General features: G+C 51.1%; 16 protein-coding genes and 1 tRNA gene. 4 read left to right on the forward strand and 13 right to left on the reverse strand.

Annotation, left to right across the window (positions count from 1 at the left end):
* Window positions 1–190 precede the first annotated feature (190 nt).
* From QEH59_RS11800 to QEH59_RS11835, 8 genes are all read right to left on the reverse strand, one after another.
* Window positions 191–1,165, reverse strand: a complete 975-nt coding sequence (locus tag QEH59_RS11800; protein ID WP_308985579.1) for a hypothetical protein — start codon at window positions 1,163–1,165, stop codon at window positions 191–193.
* Window positions 1,166–2,836, reverse strand: coding sequence for a DUF3696 domain-containing protein (locus QEH59_RS11805; RefSeq protein ID WP_308985580.1), 1,671 nt, complete (start codon window positions 2,834–2,836; stop codon window positions 1,166–1,168).
* Window positions 2,837–2,941: 105 nt separating this feature from the next.
* Window positions 2,942–3,103 (reverse strand): hypothetical protein, encoded by a 162-nt coding sequence (locus QEH59_RS11810; protein ID WP_308985581.1) that lies wholly within the window; start codon window positions 3,101–3,103, stop codon window positions 2,942–2,944.
* A gap of 11 nt (window positions 3,104–3,114) precedes the next feature.
* Window positions 3,115–6,921, reverse strand: coding sequence for a hypothetical protein (locus QEH59_RS11815; protein ID WP_308985582.1), 3,807 nt, complete (start codon window positions 6,919–6,921; stop codon window positions 3,115–3,117).
* A 1-nt stretch (window position 6,922) separates the two neighbouring features.
* Window positions 6,923–8,125, reverse strand: a complete 1,203-nt coding sequence (locus QEH59_RS11820; RefSeq protein ID WP_308985583.1) for a restriction endonuclease subunit S — start codon at window positions 8,123–8,125, stop codon at window positions 6,923–6,925.
* 1 nt (window position 8,126) lies between these two features.
* Window positions 8,127–9,629, reverse strand: a complete 1,503-nt coding sequence (locus QEH59_RS11825; RefSeq protein WP_308985584.1) for a class I SAM-dependent DNA methyltransferase — start codon at window positions 9,627–9,629, stop codon at window positions 8,127–8,129.
* A gap of 66 nt (window positions 9,630–9,695) precedes the next feature.
* On the reverse strand, window positions 9,696–10,106 hold the full coding sequence (locus tag QEH59_RS11830) for a GxxExxY protein (RefSeq protein WP_308985585.1): 411 nt from the start codon (window positions 10,104–10,106) through the stop codon (window positions 9,696–9,698).
* 46 nt (window positions 10,107–10,152) lie between these two features.
* Entirely contained in the window at window positions 10,153–13,542 is a 3,390-nt protein-coding gene (locus QEH59_RS11835; protein ID WP_308985586.1) for a DEAD/DEAH box helicase family protein, read from the reverse strand.
* 163 nt (window positions 13,543–13,705) lie between these two features.
* On the opposite strand from QEH59_RS11835, the gene QEH59_RS11840 reads away from it, so the two are divergent.
* Window positions 13,706–14,614, forward strand: coding sequence for a LysR family transcriptional regulator (locus QEH59_RS11840; RefSeq protein WP_308985587.1), 909 nt, complete (start codon window positions 13,706–13,708; stop codon window positions 14,612–14,614).
* A 217-nt stretch (window positions 14,615–14,831) separates the two neighbouring features.
* Here QEH59_RS11840 and QEH59_RS11845 read toward each other — a convergent pair.
* Window positions 14,832–14,906: transfer RNA gene (locus tag QEH59_RS11845), tRNA-Asn, on the reverse strand.
* Window positions 14,907–15,002: 96 nt separating this feature from the next.
* Window positions 15,003–16,499: a lysine--tRNA ligase gene (gene lysS / locus QEH59_RS11850; RefSeq protein WP_308985588.1), complete on the reverse strand. Its 1,497-nt coding sequence runs from the start codon at window positions 16,497–16,499 to the stop codon at window positions 15,003–15,005.
* Window positions 16,500–16,712: 213 nt separating this feature from the next.
* Between lysS and parS the strand changes: the two genes are divergently transcribed.
* Genes parS through QEH59_RS11865 form a run of 3 tightly spaced genes read left to right on the forward strand, consistent with a single transcriptional unit; the run spans window position 16,713 to window position 18,176 of the window.
* Complete coding sequence (gene parS, locus QEH59_RS11855; RefSeq protein WP_308985589.1) at window positions 16,713–17,174, forward strand: type II RES/Xre toxin-antitoxin system antitoxin; 462 nt, start codon at window positions 16,713–16,715, stop codon at window positions 17,172–17,174.
* Complete coding sequence (locus QEH59_RS11860) at window positions 17,174–17,632, forward strand: RES family NAD+ phosphorylase (RefSeq protein WP_308985590.1); 459 nt, start codon at window positions 17,174–17,176, stop codon at window positions 17,630–17,632. Before parS ends, QEH59_RS11860 begins: the two co-directional genes overlap by 1 nt.
* 43 nt (window positions 17,633–17,675) lie before the next feature.
* Window positions 17,676–18,176, forward strand: coding sequence for a DUF456 domain-containing protein (locus QEH59_RS11865; RefSeq protein WP_308985591.1), 501 nt, complete (start codon window positions 17,676–17,678; stop codon window positions 18,174–18,176).
* Between the two features lie 28 nt (window positions 18,177–18,204).
* On the opposite strand, the gene QEH59_RS11870 is transcribed toward QEH59_RS11865, so the two are convergent.
* The 3 genes from QEH59_RS11870 to QEH59_RS11880 form a co-directional block, all read right to left on the reverse strand.
* Window positions 18,205–18,615, reverse strand: a complete 411-nt coding sequence (locus tag QEH59_RS11870; protein WP_308952029.1) for a type II toxin-antitoxin system HicB family antitoxin — start codon at window positions 18,613–18,615, stop codon at window positions 18,205–18,207.
* An 18-nt stretch (window positions 18,616–18,633) separates the two neighbouring features.
* Window positions 18,634–18,819 carry a type II toxin-antitoxin system HicA family toxin gene (locus QEH59_RS11875; RefSeq protein WP_345785341.1) on the reverse strand — a complete coding sequence of 62 codons (186 nt, stop codon included), beginning with the start codon at window positions 18,817–18,819 and terminating at the stop codon, window positions 18,634–18,636.
* An 85-nt stretch (window positions 18,820–18,904) separates the two neighbouring features.
* Window positions 18,905–21,121, reverse strand: a complete 2,217-nt coding sequence (locus QEH59_RS11880) for a heavy metal translocating P-type ATPase (RefSeq protein ID WP_308985593.1) — start codon at window positions 21,119–21,121, stop codon at window positions 18,905–18,907.
* Window positions 21,122–21,159: the final 38 nt, after the last annotated feature.

Genomic DNA, 21,159 nt, shown 5'->3' on the forward strand with positions numbered 1-21,159 from the left:
TGCCCATCACTATTTCCGCAGCATTAAAACCGAAACGTATTGATGGGGCTTCTTTTAATCCTTCGACTAGGCCAAATCTGACAGTCAAGAATTAGTAAACTGCGGACCTTCGTATCTGTGTTTTTCAACCGCTTAAACAGCCCTTAATTTACGCTTAAAGGCAGTTGAACGGGGTTGAGCCCTTTCAGCATTAAAAATTATCACCTTTTGCAACTGGTATCGTCTTAATCAAATCAAAAGGTGAGCTTGGTTCAGTGTATTCGGCCCACCATTCTAGTAATTCGACACCGCTGATACGAGAGACAGGCGTCATTGATTCAGGTTCGCGGGCGGCATCTAAGCCTGACTCGATATTAAGCCCTGCGATGTCGGTTAGAATTAAACGGGGATGGACGCTGGCTCTCTGAGTATTCCTCCAGATCTTAAAAGACATGACACTCGCAATTTCTTTAGAGCCCGCGGGCATAAATCGATGGGATTCATTGCGCATCGAATGTTCAAAATTATAAAGAAAAGTGTCTTCTCGACCTTTCGACCACTCTTGCGGGTTGTAGCTACAGTTGAATTCGATGCTTTCTATGATTTGTTCGGAGTCGCGAAGATGCTCGAGGTTCTTTTTCAGCACTGTTAAAAAGCGAGTCTCGAAACAAAAATGAGGATCTACAAAGGCGACCTTTCTACATTGCTTAAGTAGGTGCTCGGTGCAACCGCACAGCGATTCGAGATTTCTAGGGATACGCCCAGAACTACGAACAGACCAGGGTATGCATTCGCCATTAATATCATCGAAGCGGACTACTGCTGTATTCGAACGAGGGTTCTCTTCAGCGAGCACTGCCTTAAATGGCACTCTTGAGTGCATCTCTTCCGCCTTCTCTAGCCAGTTCGCGCCATTGCAATCATTGGGGAAATTGATTGCGGTTGTTCGCTTCCTGAACTCTTCGCCATTACGACGCAGATACTTTTCCTTAATACTCTTCGCCTTAACTTGCCCCATCTGATTTAAGGCGGGATTACGCTTAGCCTCACGCATCCAATCTTTCAGCCTAGGAAATACTGCCATCAAGCGGCCCTGGCCATAACCCATGCCCTCGATGAAGATTCGATCAAAGCGCTCCCAACTGTTACAGAGGCCCTCAGGTTCAATTGCGTAAATATCGTGCATCTAGAATAACTCTGATTCGCGTTCTTCGAAAAATCCATTCGGCCAGCGGTCAAGAAAGTCGCCGTCCTCGGAAATCCGGAGAGGAATCATCTCAGTTTTGTGCTCACCCGCGTTTACATAATATACCGAAATATGCTCCGGTTTGACTGCGCCGAGATAGTCGACATCGGCTTCGCCCTCTTCCGTAGTTTCGCGAATACGGCGCAGCAGTCGAAGCATCAAGTGCTCACTGTGGGACTCCAAAATGAAGCGCTTGTTGTCTTCCGTGATTGCGGAATGGATGAATAGATCGCCGAGGCGAGATTGCACTGCGGGGTGTAGGTGCAGCTCTGGTTGCTCAATACAGATCGTATTACCATCGCCGACCATGGATCCCACGACGACCGGTATGACTTGCGAGACTCCCACGCCGATATCACAAGGGGCGACTGTCGAGCCCGTCCGCGCGTCGTAGAGACTCAGCGATGCCCGGAGGGGACTACTATAGATTTCACTCAACACTGCTTTGAGTCGTTCCTCAATGTCCTCATCGATCGCGGTCTCTGACAGACGCTCCAGCGTGAGCAGTGCCAGGCTGTCTTCGTCTACTTCGTAGGACTTACGACTCAACAGACTGTAGCCTAAATCAAGGCGATCCGAGAGCCATTCACTGGTGGCTAATACCAAGCCGTTCCCATCTGGTATCGTTGCAGAGTGATACAGCTTATCCCACGCCGCCATGCCATCGGCCCAGCGATCTTCTCGAGGGGAACGTAAGCTGCTAAAGTTGCGTTTTGGAATCGCACGGAGAGGGCCGATGTAGCAGACCTTCTTTAACTCATCGAGCACTGCCTGCCCCGCACCTACAGCCAAGTGGCTCAATATAAATTGCGACCAGGCATAGTCTTTGTAAGCGTCTTTAGCTTCGTCGTCCCAAGCTGAGGCACGAATGTCAATGGTCTCTTCTGCTGGCAATAGAGGCTGTTGCCAGTTAGGGATCGCGGAGCGGCTATTAATCGGAACTTTGAAAAGTAAAAAGCCTTCTGGCTTGTTGGCTATGAGACATTTGCGCTCTAGGTAGCGATAGAGCAATTGGATCTCTGTCGACTCGTAGGGATTGCTTCCCCCTTCGGCAAAGGCTGACTGCAGCAAACGGTGCGTTGGTCGGCAGTGGTGCAAATATGCCTGCTGGCTGGATTCGGCGATCAGTTCGACAAAATCCTGACCATTCAGGCTGACGGAATATTTTCTGATCAGTGGCCGTTTTTCGTTGAAATCCCAGCCGACTGTCACTTCCACCGTGACGGTTTTGATTCCAGGCAGACCGTTGTCGATCAGTGAGCGAGCGTTCACATCAGCCAAATCACTACGGTAATCCATGACGGGGATCACGGGCAAGCCGTCGTCGCTGACCTCGACCGTTACGCCGATCTTCACTTCGCGGCCTTCTTTATCGTGCCCATGCACTAGTTGCTGAAAGCCACCGAGGTCGATGGAGCTACCGCTGGCTTGCAGCTGGTCGGCGTCGGCGTTGCGGCGCTCCAGTAATTCACGAAGGTAGAGCATTGCTTGCAATAATGTGCTCTTGCCAGCGCTGTTGGCTCCGAAGAGCACGGTGATCGGCTTTAGGTCGACCTCGACGCGGTCGGCGATGCCTTTGAAGTTTTCGATGGTGATGCGGGTGATGGCCATTGGAAAAATTAAAATGAATACAGTTACCTGTTTGGTTAAGCGTAGATTTAGCGTGATTAAGCGGTGATGATTTCTGCTTATCTTAGGCTCTGTATTTTTGACCGCTTAAAGGGCACTTAATTTACGCTTAAAGGGAAATGAAGTGGGTTGTTGCAGCAGCGTGCCAGCGCTGTTGGCTCCGAAGAGCGCGGTGATCGGCTTTAGGTCGACCTCGACGCGGTCGGCGATGCCTTTAAAGTTTTCGATGGTGATTTTCGTAATGGACATGGTGAGATCTCTTAATCCACGAGGCTTACTAGTGATTTGATATGCTGCTCTAAATCTTGAAATGCCACGACCTGACTTTTTGGGTAGTCGATTCCGTCAATAAATGCCATCGGAACTCGGTCACTTGTGACGAGCAGCGGCACCCAAATTATTCTGGATTCATCAATGCCTGCCATCTTAGATATCGCTTCAGGATGATCTTTTATCCACGCACATCTGCGTTTGTGCTTAGCAAGGTAATCCTTCTTTTTCATATCCCCCCGAAATTCCTCAAGTTTTTGAATCACCTGACGCACTGTGAGCGAGGGCTTTAGTCGCTTGCACTCAATTAAAAATATCTTTCCAGTGTCATGATCCCATGCCAGAACATCAAAGTCGCCTAGGTCAGGCTGCTTCGAAGCTCCAAGCTCAGTTAGCTTGATCTCAGTTTTTTGATTAGGAAGCAATTTCTGGATTTCATTAGCAACCTCTCTCGTAAACGCTTTCCCCTTCTTGTCAGCTACGCTGCCAAAGTAGCTGCTCATTTCTTTAGATTGAAAGAGCTTCTCTGGAAGATTCCCCTCCCAAATATTGCGAGTCAAATATCGAACCCATCGGTGAAGGTGTGTAGCCGATATCGCAAATTGTTGTGGGGAACGCTCGACCTCAACAAATGGACGCAGCAACACCGAAAGACCTCTGAAATATCGCCAAGGAAGGACATCGTTCCCGTCGCAACCTTTGGGGAACTCTGCATTCCAGCTTGGCCTGATTGGTAAAACAAAACGTGCAACAAATGAATCTGCCTGCTTGGAATTCAGGCCTATATGCTCTTCTAGGAGGTATCGAAACTCGCGAATACCAAGAGTCCCACCAGCAGTTTTTGTCTTAACTGCCTTTTCGGTGAAAAAGTCTCGAACATCCAAAATTGTGTCGTAGCTAAAACCAAACTCTGCCTCGAACGCCTTTTCAAAACTCAAAACCTCCTTACTCCGCTCGCCGGAAGTTTTAGAAGGTTCTTCAGCATTCTGAAAGTGGGTTCCGTATGAATCCGCGTCATGCTGGATCCCATCATCGATTCGCGAGGTGATGTAGGGAGCAAAAACTGCTTCTTGAAAGTCCTCTTGATAATCCACAATCCCATTCGGATTGATTTCTAGACTAGCCTGAACGAACCCGCTAACAATTGAGTCTCGATGGTTTGCAATTTCAATCATTAGAAAAATTTGAGCTAGAAGCGAGGCATGTTCCGTTTGAGATATAGACTCTTTTGCGTTTGGTTCGTGTGAGTATACGGCCGTCTCGATCAGCGCTCTATTTGCGACTTCAGAAGTGGCATGTTTTCCACTCTCTGTTCGAATTCGTTCCTTCAGCCAATCTGCTCCATCATCCAGAGCCAAAAGGGCTCTTGTCGATAAACTCCAACGCGAACGATCACGTGAAAAATCATCCATCTGAGAGAACGACCGAGAAACGACAGACAATGTATCATACTGCTTGAGCTTAGCTGTAAGATCTTCTTGCAGTTTCCGAACGATCGTATCCAGAGTTTTTTGAGCCTCACTAGAATCTGTAATTCGCTTGGGTAGTTTGTCATCAACCAGAAAAGCAAGCCCAACTCGCAATCTGCCGAGCTCTTCTGGTGGAATAAATTCTGGGTCAGCATCTCCGGGACCACTAACAATTGATTCAAGGTTGTCAGATGAAATAACGTGGAAGAAACGTGTATTATCGTTTTTCACGATCTGTGTGACGAGTTCTACCTCTTCTTCAGGTCCAAGACTTACATCCGCCATGTCTGCAACAGCTCGAATGATCGTCGAGACAATTTCCCGTTCCGCAATATTGTCTGCCCGATGAAACTTCCCTAGGAAACCTTCAAATATACTAAGTCGAGCAACCGCGTGACTCCTGTCTAACTGATAGTTTAATTCAGTTTGCTCGTCCGCCAACTGAGATACATTCTCCAGTTTCCATCCATCAATATCCACAAACAGTAATTCAAGATTGAAACGCTCGACACCCCATGCCGATTTTTCGGATACAGCAGGCAAGATCCGTTCAATCCAATTAGAAATACAATCCCATAAGCGGTAATATAAATTCCTTACTTCTGGATTCTTTGGACGCTCTCTGGCGGTGACCCACCAGACATGCCCCTGCCACTCCGCACAACCACTCAAAATGCCGTTACCGACGGCATCGTGATCAGCATAGAAAATATTTGAACTCAAATCTGGATTTAGACCAACGGCTTTTCGTTGAACGATGTGCCACCCATCTCCTTCAGGCACTTTTTGGCAGTGACGATCATTGGTTGATTTTAGCTCAAGATTGAGACCTTTTGAAAAACTCCCTTCAATCATCAGCATATTGTGAGGATTTTTCGGATCTATCTCTCGGCGATGTAAAATGAAGTCTTGATCTTTCCAGAAGGCGTAAAGATTAAAAAATCCAGCAGTGTTGACGATTTTGACGTTAGCTTGCTCCAGATTGTCCTCTTGACACCCCAAATACCAAAGCCTCTTTGCGCTAAATTCGTGATCAAATGAGAGAGTTTGCCAATCTGCTAAGCCGCAAGAGAAGAAGTGCCAGCGAGGCGGAATGCTCTTTAAGGCAAAGACTACGGGGCGGCCAACACCCGATAATCCAAAAAGGACGATTCCCCCTTTGAAATCCTCAACTTTTTCACATGATCGACAGCAATCTTCGATGTATTGAGTCAAAGCATCAGCCTGCTCCTCGCTCATATCCTCAACTGCTTCAAGATTACTGCCTGTAGACAAAGTTGAGCTCCATGTGAATGCCAGAATCGGCTTACCCAAATCAAACTGACCAACGTATGGGAATAATGGTGGCAGACATTCTGGACTTTTCGGTAGGCTTATTCCTTCCAGCGCCCGCACACCAAACCGTGGGAGCACATCGTTTACGAAAAACTCCGCGCTTTCCTTTCCGAAAAACGTATCGGCCCAACCTCCTAAGGCAGGAACTACTTCGAGAATAAATGCAGCCGCAGCACGGCAAAGACAAGACGGTGCCGCAATGACAAGACTACCCTCCTCTTTATGTAGAGGGAAGCGTTCTAACGGCGACCCCACCACAGGATTAGATTCTAAATCTTGATGTTTACTGCGGTCAAAAACAAATGCCGCGAGTGTTGTAGTATTAATCCCAAGACTCGAAAGACGCTCATCCGAAAACGTCACGGCCCCAGAGTGTGCGCATATAACGGCATCGGACGGCAATTCGATGGGGCCACCCGCTACGCTTTCGCTGGTAATGTATCGGTGTTGATTTAGTTCGTCTGCAATCGAATCTGAAATTCGAAGGAGGGCGATGACTGATTCATAGCATTCCTTAAATCCGGGAAAATTGACTTTTTCAGAGAGAAAGTTCAATAACCGCTCAAGGATGAAATCAGCGTTTGAAAAAGTGCCTGGATAAACCCGAAATCCACCTTCAGTTGTGCACACGTATCCTACGAAAACATCTTCGGATGGATCTTCCTGAGGTGCCCACGGCGACGAACCCATTTGAGAAGTCCATTGCCGAAGGTCATTTGGCTTTGCTATTTTATGACCTTTGCAACACAGCAAAGCCATGTTCTGCAGGACTTGGATCCTTATATTGTTTTCGGCCAAACTCGGCATTGTTTCCAATGAGGCAATTAACCGCGCTGCTGAAGTAGGTTTAAATTCGCGCAGCCAACTTGCGAGAGTCTGATGATCTTGTCGCAGATTGCTTATTAAATGACCAGATGGAACAGGAACCATATCTCGCATGAGCGCTTGGAATTTCTCAAAGTCCTCGGGCGATGGAGTTTCAGGCTCTTTCATTTTAAAGTTCTCCTTTAAAGGCGCGTTGTTGGAGTGAGGCGAAGAGATCGTCACTCTGTGCTATAAAGTGCTTCTGTGAGTTAATTCGCTTTAAATGGAATTCTACTATTTTTTGATATTCATTTTGCAAATCAAGGGGAGGTCTCAGCAATGTGAGGTTTCGAATGTCAGTAAAATTCAACCCAGCTTTTACGCCTCTACGACTAAAGGCCGCGAATTGATGTCCGCCTCCAGCGGATGCCAAGTAATGAGCGGCGTAGACAGAATTAATGTCGTTTAGTCTTAGAATGGATAAATGCTGGTTAATGTGCGCTTGTCCCAGGTCGTCTGGGACAACCGCAACGCGGCCCAAATCTGCAGTGATGCTAAGTAGTATATCCCCAGCTTTAACTGATGTGCGAATTGCTTCCTGATTATTCGGGGCATTTACATATGCAACATCTTGTAGATCCAATACTCCATTCTTAAGGTTCTGAATGCGGATGAAGAATGCACCTGAATCACTGTAATACTTTGCCCATCCACGGGACCCGCTGGTTATGAAATCTTCTACGTCTCCAATTTTACACTCATCCCAGCCCTTGGGGTTGGTGACGGGGTCGCCGAAGAGGTCGAGGAAGGTGGCGCGAAGGAAGTCGTCGGTGAGTTGGAGGGCTTGCTGGCGTTTGCGGCGGATGGCATCCGCCTGATCCAAGATCCCCGCGATCCGCTGCTGCTCCAATAAATCCGGCTTCCCGTTTTTCATTGGGAGGGGGATTTTTAGTGTATCAATATGTTCGTTTCGAAGGTTGTTAATATTGGCTCCAGCTGCCAGCGCTGAAATTATTGACCTATACTTTTCGGTTTTGAAAAAATGAGACAGATATGTGGGGTGTATTTTGCTGTTCGGTCTAACTACTTTACAAAATGCACCAAAACTTCCGGTGAATTTTTCGGTTAAAGGGGCAGCTTTACCTACGACATCAATGCTTCCGCTAGATGCTGCAACTACAATGTCCCCTTCCTGCAACAACTGCTTGTCTGATATTTTCAGTCGAGGGACATAGACGAATTTATCTAAAACGAGCCCAGTATCCGTTATATTATTGGCTCTCAATATTGGAAGACACCCCTCTTTTTCAATCAGACTAGCATCAGACTTCGAATAGGTAACTCCTCGAACTTGTTCTGCTAGTTCAGAAACCTGAAACAATTTGTAACCCATACTAATCCAACATCCCTTCCAGTGCCTCAATGTCCTTGAGAATATCCTGCTCCAAAGTCTTTAGCTGACCGAGGATCACTTTCGGATCTTCGTATTCAACTTCCTCATACGCGACTTCCTTGTAGCGGTTGATGGAGAGGTCGTATTTGTTATCACGAATTTCAGCAACGGGCACCTTGAAGTTTTTGGTGCGCGTCTTTTGCGCGATAGGCTGGCCTTGGTTCCATTGCTTGAGCAGATCGGGCAGATCGTCTTTATCGGGTTGTGGGGTTCGCTTGTCGTCGAGCGAATAGCCGTCGGCTAAAACATCGTAAAACCAGACGTCGTCGGTGCGGCCGCCTTTGGTGAAGACAAGGATGGCGGTCGAGACTCCGGCATAGGGCTTGAAAACACCGGAAGGGAGGGAGATGACGGCTTCGAGTTGGTTATCGTCGACGATCATTTTGCGCACGCCGACGTGGGCACCGCTGGATCCGAAGAGCACGCCATCGGGCACGATCACGGCGCAGCGTCCGCCGTTGTTGAGCATGCGCAGCATGAGCACGAGGAAGAGCAATTCCGTCTTCTTGGTCTTTACTTTGCTCTTGAGGGTGGGATCGGTGCTGTCGGCATCGATGCTGCCCTTGAAGGGTGGATTGGCGAGGATCACATCGAAGTGATTGTTTGCTATCTGCGGCATGCGCTCGCTGAAGCTGGACACGAGTGTGTCTTGATTGTGTAGGGTTCGCGACTGCACATCGTGCAGCAGCAAATTCATGGCGGCGATGCGCAGCATGGTGCTGTCGAAATCGAAGCCGAAGAACATACTGTTTTGAATGTGCTCGCGGTAAGGCTCCAGCAGGTCGCCGGGATAGTGCTTCTCGCCGTCCTCATCGGTTTCGATCAGAGCAGGCGTGGAATACTTCTGCTTGAGATAATCCATCACCCCGACCAAGAAACCGGCCGTGCCACAAGCGGGGTCGCACACCGTATCGGTTGGCTTGGGATCGAGAATCTCAACCATGGCACGGATGATGTGGCGTGGCGTGCGGAACTGTCCGGCGATGCCCGCGCTTTGCAACTTGGAGAGCAGGTATTCGTAAAGATCGCCCTTGGTGTCACCCTTATCGAGGGGCAGCTCGTTGATGGCGTTGACGGCTTTGACCAGCAAGTTGCCGGTGGGGATCAAGCAGTTGGCATTTTCCAAGTATTTGCCGAGTGGTGATTTTTTAACCACGTCGTCGCGCAGGAAAGGAAAGACTTCGTCCCGCACAGTTTTGAGCATAGGATCGCCACCGATTTGCTTAAAATTCTTCCAGCGCAGGTGTTGTTGATCGGGGCCGAAGACTCCGGAGAAATCTTTGCCTAAGCGCTGCGCCCGGCTCTCCTGGCGCGATTCGTTAAGGTCGAGCAGACGAATGAACATCAGGTAAGAGATCTGCTCGATGACAGTGATCGGATTGGTGATCCCGCCGGAGTGGAACTCCAGCCAAAGGGCGTCGATTTTAGATTTGAGTGATTGCATGAAAATTGGATTGAAAATTGGATTCCGGCTGCGCCGGGGACCGCTTAAATAGCGCTTAAGTTACGCTTAAGGGTGAGTGTCGGGAATGTATTCTTTGAGTATGTAGCGTTTCCATTCGACAGATTGCTTAGTTCCGAAGTTGATCAAGTAGCCGACTGCTTTCTTGGTAATGTGCATGTAATTGAGCAGTTGTTGTTCATGCTCGGGAAGTAGCGCTTTAACTGCTTTGAGTTCCGTGACGATTTCACGGTGAACCAGCAGGTCGGGGATATAGGTTTTCTTCAGCCGATGACCTTTGTAGTAGACTGCTAATTCTTCTTTGGGAATGAATGGAATGGATTGAAAGCCGAGCTCTAACTCTAAGCTTTCTTGATAGATCTCTTCGCTCAATCCATAGCCAAGTTCTTTATACACCTCGAATGCTGCCCCCATGAGAGCATAACCTTGGTTGCCGAGATATTCTGAATTGGATGTCATAAATTTAAGCGTAAATTAAGCGTTCTTAAGCGGTTAAAATATTCTCTTAAGCGGCGGTGTTGTTTAAAGTTTTTAAGAGTTCCAGCAGTGCGTTGACTTGGTCGTCTTCTTTAAAAACACCTTCGACGCCTTGGCTATCGATGCTGGTGAATGGGCTCTCCCAGAGTTGATCGAGCTCGATTACGCCGTAGCGGCTGATGTGACTCTTGAGCATCTCTAAGAAACGAATTTGGTTGGCGTTGAGCGCGGGATACTTTTGCACGAAGTCTTTGAAGTGCGCATCGACGGCGGCGGCATCCATGCCGATGACTTGGCGAATGGCGAGCGCGAGGCTCTTGGACTTGTTGGGATAGTGCACGAGCAAATCTTCGAGATGTAGATAAGGGTCGTGCATTAAGACGTCGTGCACCAGCTCGTTGAGTTCATCGGGCAAGATCGCCTGGCCTGCTTTGATTTTGCGCAGGGCTTCGTTGGCGTCGAAGAGTTCCTTGAGCACGGATTCGACTCGGCTGCGATACGCAGCGAGGTCGAGCCCGGAGAGTTTCACTTTGTGCTCCTGGCTATTGTAGCCGGCTTGGTCTTCCGCGACATCGAGGAAGAGTGGCGCGACTGGATTGACCGTATCCTTCTTGCGGTGCTTCATGATGCCACGCAGCTCGGTGCGAAGGTATTCCAAGTCCTTGACGCTGGCACTGTTATGGTAGCCCAGATCTTTCGCCTTTTGAATGGCGGGTAGCTTTTCTTCGACCTGCTTGAGGTTGATCGGCAACTGTGAGACTTGCTCCACCACGGTATCGGTCAGGTCGTCTGCGGCGGCGGACTTCTCCAAGCGTGCCACTTCGAGCTTCGCGATGAGAAGATCAAATTGTAGCGCGGCTTCCTTGCTGCGGATGTCGCGCCACTGCATGAGCGGCGCAAGCTCGCGCTTGAGCGTGGCGACGGTGTGAGGCTCGAAGGCTTCGATCACGCCACTGGCTTGCATAGCTTTGACCGTCTTGACCTTTTCACGCACGGAAAGGCTGTCCGCAGGCAGCGCGGCGATATCGGCCGCGATGAGTGCGGTGGCGGTCTTGAGTCCGTCGAGGTCTTGCTGCTTGAGTGCGGTCTCGCCGAGGGCGATACGGGCTTCGAAAAGTTGCTGCGGCAGGCTCTTGCTCTGCGAGGGCTCTTCTTCCTTAACCAGTTCGTCGAAGTATTCGAAGTTACCCCAATGATCGAAGATCAGGAACTCGGACTTGTCTTTGCCAGGGCCAAAGAGGTCTTTGCAAAGTCGTGTGCCACGGCCGATCATTTGCCAGAACTTGGCGTAGGACTTTACCGGCTTGGCAAAGACGAGGTTGAGGAGCGATGGCACATCGATGCCGGTGTCGAGCATGTCGACGGATACGGCGATGGTGAGGTTTTTACTGCCGTCGGTGTTTTTGAAATCGTCGATCAGCTGCTCGGCGCGCGGCTCGTAGTTGTCGATACGCAGGCAGAAGTCGCCTCCGTATTGCGGGTAGCACTCATCGAAGACATCGACGAGCTGCTTGGCGTGTTTGTGGTTGCGAGCAAAAATGATGGTCTTGCCGACGCGTGTGCCGTCCGGACCGCGCAGTCCGTTCTCCATGAGGTTGCGAATGATGGCGCGGTCGGTGTCACGGTTGAAAACCTGGCGGCTGACTTGTTCCTTCTCGTAGTTGACCGTTTCAGAGTCTTCCACTTGTTCATCGAGCTGCTCCTGCTGCACTTTGTTGAGCGCTTTGTATTTGATGCCGTCCCGCAGGAACTTGGTGGTGTGTTTGACTACCTTAAAAGGACAGAGGTAAGGCGGATTGTGTTCAATCGCGTCTTCGTAAGTGTAATTGGCAGTGGGATCTTCGTTCTCGCACTCAAAGAGCTTGTAAGTGTTGCGGAAGATGAACTTGAGCGGCGTGGCCGTGAGCCCGACTTGATAGGCGTCGAAGTAGCGAAAGAGATCGCGGTAGCGGTTGTAGATACTGCGGTGTGATTCGTCGGCGATGATGAGATCAAAGAAACCGACGTCGAAATTCTGAAAACACTTCATCATGGCCGGATAAGTGGCCAGATAGATACGCTTGTTGCGGTCGTTGCCCGTCTTGCGGTTCACGTAGACCCGTGGTTCATCGGGCATGTGCTCCTCAAAGGCGTCATTGGCTTGCTTCCGCAGTTCACGACGGTCACAGAGAAAGAGAATGCGCTTGGCCCAGCTGGCGCGGATCATGACCTCGGAGAGCGCGATGGCGACGCGGGTCTTTCCGGTGCCAGTGGCTTGGATGAGCAGTGCCTTGCGACGCCGAGCGTCGAAACTTTCAGTGACGCGCTTAATCGCTTCGATCTGATAGAGACGATCGACAATTTGTTCCTTTGGATTCAGCGAACCAAGCACCTGCTCACGATTGGCGATTTGGTAGAGCTCATATTCCAAGCTGTCCTGTGAGTAAAAACCAAAGAGTGAACGAGGCGGCTCGCCCTTGCCATCGTTCCAGATGTAGATCTCGTAGCCGTTGGTGTAAAAGATGATTGGACGGTGGCCGGTCTCTTTCTCGATGCCGTCCGCGTAATATTTGGCCTGCACCTTGCCTTTGTCGGCATCTTCTGCCGTTTTCTTGGCCTCAACGACGGCGAGCACTTTGCCAGAATTGGGATCTTTCAGCACATAATCAATATAGCCGATACCGCTAGTCGTCGGTTGGTGGGTGACTTCCCGCTCTTGCTCAACCTCTGCGGTATTTTTGCCGCGCGCGCCGACATCCCAGCCCACGGAGCGCAGGAGTTCGTCGATGAGTTTAAAGCGGGTTTCCTCTTCGCTAAATTCGAGTGTGCTGGCGGCTTGTTGCGCGTGCTTGAGCAGTTCGAGCTTTTCGGTTTCGGACTTGCCAGTCGCCTCAGCTTTCGTGCGCACCATTTCCAAGTCGGAGAGCAGCTTCGCCATCAAGGCTTCTTGTTCAGCCAGCTTCTTCTGTTGCGCTTTATTCTGCTGTTTGAGTGTCGCAGCGGGATCGGCAATCTCAGGCGTGAGTGGCGTCCATTGCGCAGATTCAATCGCCGGCGCACCTTTGGTGGAGAGGATGTGCCAACGCCCAAGGTCGAAAGCCTCTTTGACGTATTCTGGCACACGCGCTTCATCTTCTTTACTCAAAGAGCCGTGCGCAGCCTGGTTACCCTTGATTCTGAGTAGGTGAAGTTTATCCTTAACCACTGCCGGTGTAATCGAACAAAAGGAAGCGTCGTGCAGTAGGTCATTCAGATTACTCTGAAAAGTCAGTTCCAATTTATGGTGCGCGAAGATCGCTTTGACTAGAAACTCGGCATACATGCGGAGCTTCACAAGTGCGCCCACCGGATCGGCAAACGAATAGCTCTCCGCAAAACCAGCCAAATCGGCTAGTTCGGGATGATCCTTACGTAGAAACTCAAAGTTATGCGACTGCATGATTGGGAAATTGGCAGCATTTCCCAACACATGGAAGCTCTTCCATCCCGGTATTGTAAATTTTGTCTGATTTCTATGCATCCACATATTTGATGCCTACATCATATAGGAATCTCATATTTTTTGAAATGGACTAAACTAAACAATTTATGACTGTAGAGTCATGCATCAAGCTCTCTTTTCAAAATCCGGACTTTCCCTAGATCGACTCAATAGCTTCTGCCGTGTCGCCAAAACAGAAAGCTTCACTCAGGCAGCCGGAGGCGACCCCAATCGGCAAACACAGTATAGCCGTCAAATTAAGGATCTTGAGCAATTCTTTGGAACAGAGCTGTTCCACCGCAAAGGAAGAACTGTCTCTCTATCGGAAACTGGCAAAGAGCTTCATACTCTAGTTTCCGAGTATTTTTCAGCATTAGAGGACTTCAAGGAGCGCTGCTCCGGCCAACTCGGCAGCTATACGATAGGAGCTGGCGAAAGCATTATTCAGTGGAAGCTGATACCTAAACTAAATGAAATAAAGGAGTCGTTTGCGAAGGCAGACGTCATCTTTAAGAACTTAAGAACCGCCGATATCATAGATGGAATCAATAAGGGAGAAATCGATTTTGGAATCATTCGAAAAAGTGCGGTCACCTCAAATTTAGCGACTCTGCCAGTAGGCTCGCTTAAATTTGCGTTTTTTTATCCATCCCACTCCAAAATCGATCCATCGGATGAAGCCCAACTCTTCTCCAGCTTCCCCTTGGCGATCATGGAAGGCGAAGGACGCTATCAAAAGTTTATCTCAGAGCTTTCCAGCAAACATGGTATCCTCGTAAGAAAGAGCGTAAGCTGCAGCTCGTTCCCGATGATGGCTAAAACTCTGACCTCAATCCCTGTTGCGGCCATACTCCCGACAATCGCCAGCGAAGAGCTACCAGCCGAGTCGTTCAAGATGGCTGAACTCGCAAGTCTAAAGCCTTTGGCTCAAGAGCTCTGTGTTTGCTGGAATCAGCGGCTCGCTTCAATGAACCCGACACTAAAGGAACTCGGCAAAGCACTCGCGAAACTGACAAGAAAAGAAGACTAATAAATACCAAACTCCATCGGGTATTCTCAGCGAGAAGCCAGTTAACCACTTTATGGCAGCCTCCAGCTATTTCAGCATAAACAGAGCATATAAAAAGGCAAAAATCGAACCAACGACAAAGTGGTTAACCACCCAAAAATAAAATAAGCCCCTGATGAACAGGGGCTTATAAGAGCCAGTTAACTACTTTTGAAAGTAGTTCGCTTTAAAAACGAAATGGCTGCTCGGGCTGGGATCGAACCAGCGACCAAGTGATTAACAGTCACCTGCTCTACCGCTGAGCTACCGAGCAATAAAATCGTTTCTTCGGAGCCTCTCGGCTCGTGGGAAAGCGCGTATAAAGGGAATGATTTTGCCCCTTGTCAATAGTTTCGTGAGAATTTTTTATTTATTTTTCTGCCTCTTGTTTGAGGGGCTTTAAACTTGGGAACAGGATGGTGTCACGAATGCTCTCAGCGCCTGTTAGAAGGATGATGAGACGGTCGATTCCTAGGCCCATGCCACCTGCGGGGGGCATGCCGTGCTCGAGCGCGGTGAGGAAGTCGGTGTCCATGTCTTGCACTTCTTCCCCGACCTGGGCCTCGAACATTTTGCGCTGGATGATGGGGTCGTTCTGCTCGGAATATGCGGGCGCGATCTCTTGTCCGTTGATGCAGAGCTCGAAGACGTCGATGGTGGTGTCGTCGTCTTGCGTGATCTTGGCCAAGGGGCAAAGCTCCTTGGGAATGTGCGTCACAAAGGTGGGCTGTATCAGCGTGGGCTCAATGAGCTTTTCAAAGACGTTGTTGGTGATCTCGTAGTCTTCGAGCTCGCCATCGACCTCGATATTGAGGGCGCGGGCTTTTTCGAGCTTGTCCTCGCGGCTGTGGCTGAACCAGTCGGCGTCGCCGGTGGCTTCGATGATGAGGTCCTTATATTTGGCTTCGCGCCATTCACCGTCGAGGTTGATGACGGTGCCGTCGGGACGGGCGATTTCGAGGCTGCCAATCACGGTCTTGGCGACGTGTTGGATGAGCCCTTGCGTGAGCTCCATCATGCCGCGAAAGTCGGTGTAGGCCTGATAGAGTTCCAACATGGTGAACTCTGGGTTGTGGCGTCGGGAGAGGCCTTCGTTGCGGAAGACGCGGCCGATCTCGAAGACGCGGTCTTCGCCTGCGACGAGCATGCGCTTGAGGTAGAGCTCGAGCGCAATGCGCATGTAGAAGTCGCAATCGAGGGCGTTGGAATGGGTGATGAATGGACGTGCGGCCGCACCGCCGGCAACGGACTGCAACATGGGGGTCTCGACTTCGGTGAAATCGCGCTCCCAGAGATACTTGCGCATTTCCTGAATGATTTTGGCGCGGTGACGGAAGCGTTGACGTGAGTCCTGGTTGACAATCAGGTCGAGGTAGCGCTGACGATAGATTTTATCGTCGTCTGTGAGACCGGCCCATTTCTCGGGAAGTGGGCGCAGGGACTTGGAGACGAGCGTATAGCTTTCGGCACGGACGGTGATCTCGCCGGTCTTGGTTTTAAAAAGTCGGCCTTCGATGCCGATAATGTCGCCAAGATCGAGCTTTTTGAAATAGGTGTTATACTCCCCTTCTGGCAATTCGTCGCGGGTGACGTAGGCCTGGATCTGACCGTCGCGGTCTTGGATCTTGATAAAGCTGGCCTTGCCCATCACGCGGAAGACGACGATGCGTCCGGCCACGGCGACTTTGGGCTGTTCCTCATCGGCGACGCCTTCTTTATAGAGTTTAATCGCCTCCTCAGATGTATGGCTTTGCGCGCAGTTAGCGGCAAAGGGGTTGCGATCCTCTTTGCAGAGATTCTCAAGCTTTTGCAGGCGCACGGCGTATAAATCGTGCGAATTGTCGGGATTGGCGGTCTTATCTGTCATAACGAAGCCCGCGAATGTGCGCGCCTTGCCATAAATGGCAAACGCAAATTCGACCGCATGACGAAGTGGAACTAGCTGCGTCCGCAGGCACTGCGATTTGAACCGTTAATTTCGTGAATTTCCGTTAATTACTGTAAAGCTGACTTTGTCTCCCCTGGTGATACTGATCAAAAGACTTGCGATCTAGCCAAATGAGCATTAAATAAGTCTCAAATGGACAAGAAAGTAAAGGCAGACGATCTTATCATTGAAGAACCCGCTGCGATCTATGGGGAAAAGCCTGGCATGCCCAAAGGCGAAGCCATGGGACCGGGCGAAACGGTGGCATGCATCCGCGCGGGGCTGCCGATGGTCGAATTTGAAGCACTGCAGGCACTTTTGGGCTTGGCCGCTGAGGAGCTGGCGGGGCATTTGGGGATTTCGCGCAGCACTTTGGTTCGTCGGCGCAAGGGGCGTCGTTTAGACCCACAGGAATCGGATCGGCTCTTACGATATGCGCGGCTGTATGCACGGGCCAAAAGCACATTGGGCGATGAAGCTGCGGCACAACAATGGCTGAAAGCGCCCGCACGTGCGCTGGGCTACGAGAGTCCGCTACAGTTTGCCGAGACCGAAGCGGGTGCACGTGAAGTGGAAAATTTATTAGGTCGCATCGAGCACGGTGTATTTAGCTAATGATTACGGCTTGGCGGATCGTGCAGACACGTTGGGCAGGACGTGCTTTTGACGGTGAAGGCGCGCGGCTGTATGGTGGACGCTGGAATCCGCCGGGACTGTCTGTAGTGTATCTGGCCGACACGCGGGCGTTGGCAGCGCTGGAAACCTTGGTGCACGCAGAGGGTTCACTGCGTCAGGTGCAGTATGTCCGCTATCCAGTGAGTTTTTCAAAGCAATTGATCGAGACGGCGGCACTCTCTGAATTAACGGATGCCTTGTCATCGTTAACGGTTTCGCCCCGCACGCAAACAGTGGGGCGGGATTGGCTTAGGCGCGCCCAACAACCAATCCTGGAAGTGCGCAGTGCGATTATCCCCGAAGAGCCAAACTACTTATTGAATCCTCGGCATGCGAAATTTGACCGAATAAAGATCGGCAAGGCCGAACCCTGTGCCTTTGATCCGCGTCTGATTTGAAATGAATTGGAACCGTTAATTTCGTGAATTACCATTAATTATTATGACTGCAATGGAATATACGGCGCTGGGTGTCAGCGTATTGATTTTTATGATTGGCTTGGCGGGCTCATTATTACCAGTGGTGCCAGGCGCTCTCATCGTATGGCTGGGTGTGATCGTGCACCGCCTCTGGATGGGTGCGGAAGACTCGGTGACTTGGAAGATCGTGATCCTTGGCGGCGTGCTGACACTACTCGGGCAGCTGGCAGACTTCGTGATGGGCGTCTGGGGCGCGCGGCGATTTGGCGCGACTTGGAAAGGCGCGGTCGGCGCTTTTGTGGGAGCCTTCGTGGGCTTCTTCATCCCTCCCCCGCTCTTCTGGCTAATCGTGGGTCCGATTCTGGGTGCGGTGATTGGTGAACTGGCCGCGGGCCGCAGTTTTCGTGACGGGGGCAAAGCGGGCATCGGCACCGTGGTGGGCGGCATCTTGGCCTTTGCGCTCAAGTTTGGAATCAGCGTGTGCGTGATCTGCCTGTTCTTTTTGGACTTATTCTTTGTTTGATTGAAAGAGCAGCCGCAGGCTGTTGAGGCTAGGCTGATTTTGAACGACTACTGATATATTCCAGCGCCGCATTGACCAGGAGTCCCGAACGAGACTCTCCATGTGAGCCAGCAAAATGATCCACCTGGCTTAATAAACGCTCGGGGAAGGTAATGTTCACTCGTTTCACCTTGCCGCTTAATTTGCTCAAATCGACAGCCACCAAAGCAAATACCGCATCCTGAGCCAATTCATTGGCTTTATGATGCTCGATACTCTTGGCCTGTGGCAAGGCTTCACCGTCCTCTAACATGCCTTCGATATGGCACTCGATCGCCTCACGAGCATTGGCCAGCGCATCTTCATACGAACTGCCGGCACTGAAGCAGCCGGGTAAATCGGGGATAGTTACACCATAATCGCTATCACTGTCTTTATGGATGATTACTGGGAAATTCATAAAAAATATCTTTCTGTTTTAGAGTTTGATCCCGGCCTGCTTGGCAATCGCTTTGATCGTTCCAATGGGGAGATCTTTCTTCGGGTGTGGCACAGTAAGCCGACCCGGTTTAGTCGGGTGTTTAAACTGCTGATGACTACCTTTAAGATGTGCCAAAAACCAACCATCTAATTTCAGTTTCTTAATTACATCGCCACTCTTCACCCACCACAATACACACGACACACACAAACAATGTCAATGCAATTCGCCGATGTGTACCTTTAGGCGAGCTCTAGCAACAGAACGACTAAGATTTAAAGAGCAGCCGCAGGCTGTTGAGGCAGACGACGACGGTGCTGCCTTCGTGGGCGAAGACTCCGATGCTGAGTGGAATCCAACCTAGGATCGCAGCGCCGGCCATTAGGATGACGGTGCCGAGGGCGATAGCGAGGTTTTGACGAATGATGGCGCGGGCTCGATTACTCAGAGAGACCGCCGCTAGAAAATTCTCGATGCGATCCTTCATCAGCACCACCTCGCTCTGCTCCAGCGCCGCATCACTGCCGCGGGCTCCCATGGCGACCGAGACATAGGCGGCCGCCAAGCATGGCGCATCATTGACGCCATCACCAACCATCGCGACCTTGTATCCAGCTTCGGTATACTCGCGAATGGCAGACACTTTTCCCTCCGGGCTGAGGGCGGCTCGTATCTCGTCGATACCAATCTGGCTCCCGACAGATTCAGCCGCCGCGCGGCGGTCACCAGTCAGCATCACAGTGCGCACGCCTAGCCCGCGCAAGGCCTCAAGCGTGGCCGCGGATTCAAGCCGTATTTGATCGCGCAATAAGATGCGAGCGATCAGATCGCCCTTAAAAATCCAGTTTTCAACAAACTCCTGCGACGGCTCCGGCACGGCCTGGATCCACTCAGCCAAGGGGCCAGCCTCCAGCAGTTCGCGTCGTCCCAGCACACAGAGCGCATCGCCTGCCCGGCCCTGCACGCCTTGACCGCTCATTGCTTCAAAGTCATCGATTTTCCTTTGGTGAGCCCCTTGTGCTTTGGCGTATTTTTGAATCGCACGTCCGATCGGGTGCGAACCGTGACTCTCCAGTGAATAGGCCAGCTCCAATGCCTCATCTTCGCGTCCAGGCGGGAAACTTTCGATACGATCCACTTCCATTTCGCCCGTGGTCAGCGTGCCTGTTTTATCCAATGCCACTAGATTCACCTCTGCCAATTTTTCGATCGCCGCCCCGCCGCGGAAAAGCACGCCATGCCGGGCGCCCCATGCGATGGAAGCAAGAATCGCTGAAGGAATCGAAATGACTAAGGCGCAGGGGCTAGCGACCACCAGCAAAGTCATGGCGCGGTAAAAGGCCGAAAAGCCGAGCTCGGTATTAGTGAAAGCGGGAATGCCAAAGCCGAGCCACCACACAAAAAACATCAGAGCAGTAAGCCCCAAGATACCAACAGTATACCCCGTGCCAAAGCGGTCAGTGAAGCGCTGACTGGGCGCTTTTAAATGCTGCGCTTCTTGGATCAGCCGAATCACTTTCTGCAAAGCACTCTCCCCCGCGAGCTTCGTCGCCCGAACGTGCACCGCGCCCCACAGATTGAGCGTGCCACTAAACACAGGATCACCCTGGAGCTTCGCGACTGGGTTCGCCTCACCTGTGAGATTGGACTCGTCGGCAGCAGTTTTCCCCTCGATCACTTCGGCATCTACCGGAAATAGCCCGCCGGGCTTGACCGACAGTATATGGCCGACCTGCACCTGAGACACCGGTATCTGATGCTCGCTCCCCGAGGCATCCACTCGCAAGGCCGTCTTAGGAGCCGCATCGAATAGACTGTTTATCTCGCGGCGCGTGCGGTGCAGCGCAAAATGCTCCAAGGCCCCCGAAAACGAAAAGAGAAAGAGCAACAATGCCCCTTCCGCCCACGCACCAATGCAGGCCGCACCGACCGCCACGGCCAACATTAGAAAGTGTATATCCAGCTCCCCCTTGGGCAGTCCCTCTCGCGCATCCTGAAAGGCGTCCCAACCACCCGCCAGCATCGCAGCGAGATACAGCCCCATCGGCAGCCAGGCAGGAGCCACGTCCGCAGTATCCATGCCCCAAGCCGTGAGCCCCAAGATGGCACAGGCGCCGGCCAACATGGCCAGAGTTCGCCAATCCTCTTCCTCGGCCGCAGCCTCCCCAGGCATCGACAATTCACGCCAGCGCCAAAGTTTAGGCGCAGTCAGGCAAGTCGCTTTGCTCAATTCCAGTCCACCATCAGGCTTGGAATCGACCGAGACTCCAATTGCTTTGGAGTGTGGGCTTTGCTCAATGGCAGCCAGCGTCGCCTCCAGACGCGCTTGCAACGCAGCGACATCCACTTCGCCCAAGGTCGCAACCTCGACTCGATGATGCGCAGCATCCACCCGGATCGCCTCGACGCGACTGCTCTCCTGTAAAAATACAGCTAGGGCATCGACCCATTCAGCAGCATTTGGACTCGGCCTTGCTTTACTCATACTTAATTTAGAATTATTCTAAATAAGAAAAATAGCAA

The sequence above is a fragment of the Thalassobacterium sedimentorum genome (assembly GCF_031127905.1).
Taxonomy (GTDB): Bacteria; Verrucomicrobiota; Verrucomicrobiia; order Opitutales; family Coraliomargaritaceae; genus Thalassobacterium; species Thalassobacterium sedimentorum.